This window comes from Mycobacterium sp. 852014-52450_SCH5900713, from assembly GCF_001667075.1.
Taxonomy (GTDB): Bacteria; Actinomycetota; Actinomycetes; order Mycobacteriales; family Mycobacteriaceae; genus Mycobacterium.
Genome location: NZ_LZIL01000041.1, coordinates 1 through 2,300 on the forward strand (window position 1 = coordinate 1; position 2,300 = coordinate 2,300).

Below are 2,300 nucleotides of genomic sequence, written 5' to 3' on the forward strand. Positions count from 1 at the left end.
ACGCACGACGAAACTCCGCATCCCGCGCCACTATCGACCACGTACAACGACCCTCCCGCCCCACCGGATGCCTACCTCCGTTGAGTTGCGTCAGGCCTCGACAACCGAACTTGTCTTGTCCGGTCACTCGCTGCCGCAACCCGATGCCGGCGTCCTGCGCCGATGGACAGCCGTATTTCCGCTGCCGCTGCGATGGGACCTTGACCGGTCTCCCGGACTAGGTCTGGCTGGCAAACCATCTCGTCATCACCGGTAGCTCTCCGATCCGGGTCGCCCTGTGCATAACCGCACCTCAATCGGGGCGGATCCCAACTCGGCCACCAGATCCGATGGGACAACCCGTGTGTCGAGCGGATGGTCCTCGGCGGGGCCCTGGCACCACGGACAGATCGTCATCGGCGCCCCCGAGCGGGTGCGGGTAGCGAACCACCACGGCAGCAGTTGCTTCTCCATGTCTGTGAGCTGCCGACGCGCTCTCACGCCCTCCCGAATCGCCGTCATGTGCCGAGCGTATGGCGCTGCTAAGGGGCGGCGGCCGATTTGACATACCGTCGGGTGGCGGGCAGGTCCAGATCGAGTAGGAGTCGCGCCTGCGTTGCGTGGAAGGGCTTACGGATCTGCGCGAGAAGGCCACTCAGTGAGTATTGGGTTCGCGAGTGGCGCTCAGCGGAGACTCAGGTTGCAGGACGAAATCCTAACAACGTCCCGCCGAACGGATCCCCGCTCAATAGGTTGATCAGCTGGTCGCGATGAGTGATGCCGAGTTTAGCGAAGAGGCGGTACAGGTGACCCTCTACCGTCCGCACGGAGACCACCAACTGGTCGGCAATCTGGCGATTGGACAAACCGGTGACGACCAGCATCGCAATCTGGCGCTCACGAGTGCTGAACAGTAACGGACGCGCCGCGGCCCTGACCGCCGGAGAATGAAGTCCGCAGCGTCCTGCCATAGCGCCGGTCTGGAGCAGCGACTCAAACTTCTTGCCACGCTCCCCCCGTCGCGCATATTCGCCGGCCGCCTGCGCCGAAGCATCGGCGGCTAGAGCTAATGCGCCCAGGTCGGCGAACCGACGTGCCGCGGCATCGACAGAACCGGCGTCGTGGTCGGCAAGGCCACGGGCATGGCTGGCCACCACGCCCGCCAACGGCGTGTTCAAGATTTTCGCGAGTTCTTCCAACCGCGTGGCGTGCGACGAATCGCCAAAGCGGACGGCCGTATGCCGCGCCCGCAACTCGACCGCGTGCATCCCCGCGCTTTGCGCAATCTGCGCCGCCTGCACCACATGTGCTTGAGCGACCATCATTTCACCGACCGATGCGCGTTCCCAGCCACGGGCAAGCTCGAGCTCGGGCAAGAAGACCGCGACATGGGGTCCATACGCTTTCTCCGCACTGTCCAACGCCGCGGCGGCCGCCCCGCTGTCTCCTAAGCCCGCGTCTGCGACCGTCTGCCAGGCGGCCACCAGCATCAACCAAGGCGCTGGAAACCTCCGTGAGAAAACGGATTTCGATTCTTCAAAGGCAGTGCGCGCAGCGGGCAACGCACCGCGGGCCAGGTGCACCAATCCCAGCATCGCGTGCACCATCGCGTCCGCCTCGGGCACACCCGCAGCCATGGCGGCGTAATGCTTCCAAATGCGTTCGGCCGCCTGACAGTCACCGGCGGCCGTCTCGGCCGTGACTTCGGCCAACCCGATGTTGAACCGTTGCAGTCCCAGGCCGCAGGACGCAGCGGCGCGCAACGCGGCATCTGCCATCACATGAACTTGGCTGAATCGCCCAACAGCCGCAAAGGCACCGCATGTCGGGACGGCCGCCCACACGGCCGCCATCGGCAACATTTCGGACTCACTAAAATCCGGGCCGATCTCTATCGTCGTCGCAACGTCGCCAGAATAGAAACCCATTGACATCTCTAGCGTGTTGACGAGTTGCACTGCGATCGCCGACGTGATGCGCTTTTTCACCTCACTGAGTACACGACAGGCGACTTCGGCGTCGCCGCAACCAAAGAACAGGTTCGCGCTGCGCAGACAGCCCCACCGCGCAAACAGCCATTCATCGGCGTCATCAGGCTCGGCGTCGACAAGCACGGCGTCGGCCTCGGCGTCGACGAGCACAATCTCGGCCTCGTCGGCGCGGCCCTGCCAACTCAGGGCCTCGCCGAGCAGCAAAGCGGCCGGCAAGCCACCGCCACGGTCGACCGCGAATCTCGAAAGTTCCTCGGCCAGCGCGATGTCCGACATTGCCAGTGCGTCCGCCGCGGCCTCGATGACCACATTGAGGTCTGGGTCCAGATC

The 2,300-nt window shown here is 64.6% G+C and carries 2 protein-coding genes; both read right to left on the reverse strand.

Annotated features, from left to right (window positions below; translation table 11 throughout):
* Positions 1-246: 246 nt before the first annotated feature.
* Positions 247-501 (reverse strand): hypothetical protein, encoded by a 255-nt coding sequence (locus A5773_RS11250; RefSeq protein ID WP_066950692.1) that lies wholly within the window; start codon positions 499-501, stop codon positions 247-249.
* Between the two features lie 173 nt (positions 502-674).
* On the reverse strand, positions 675-2,300 hold a 1,626-nt coding region (locus A5773_RS11255), incomplete at its 5' end, for a helix-turn-helix transcriptional regulator (protein ID WP_232001836.1).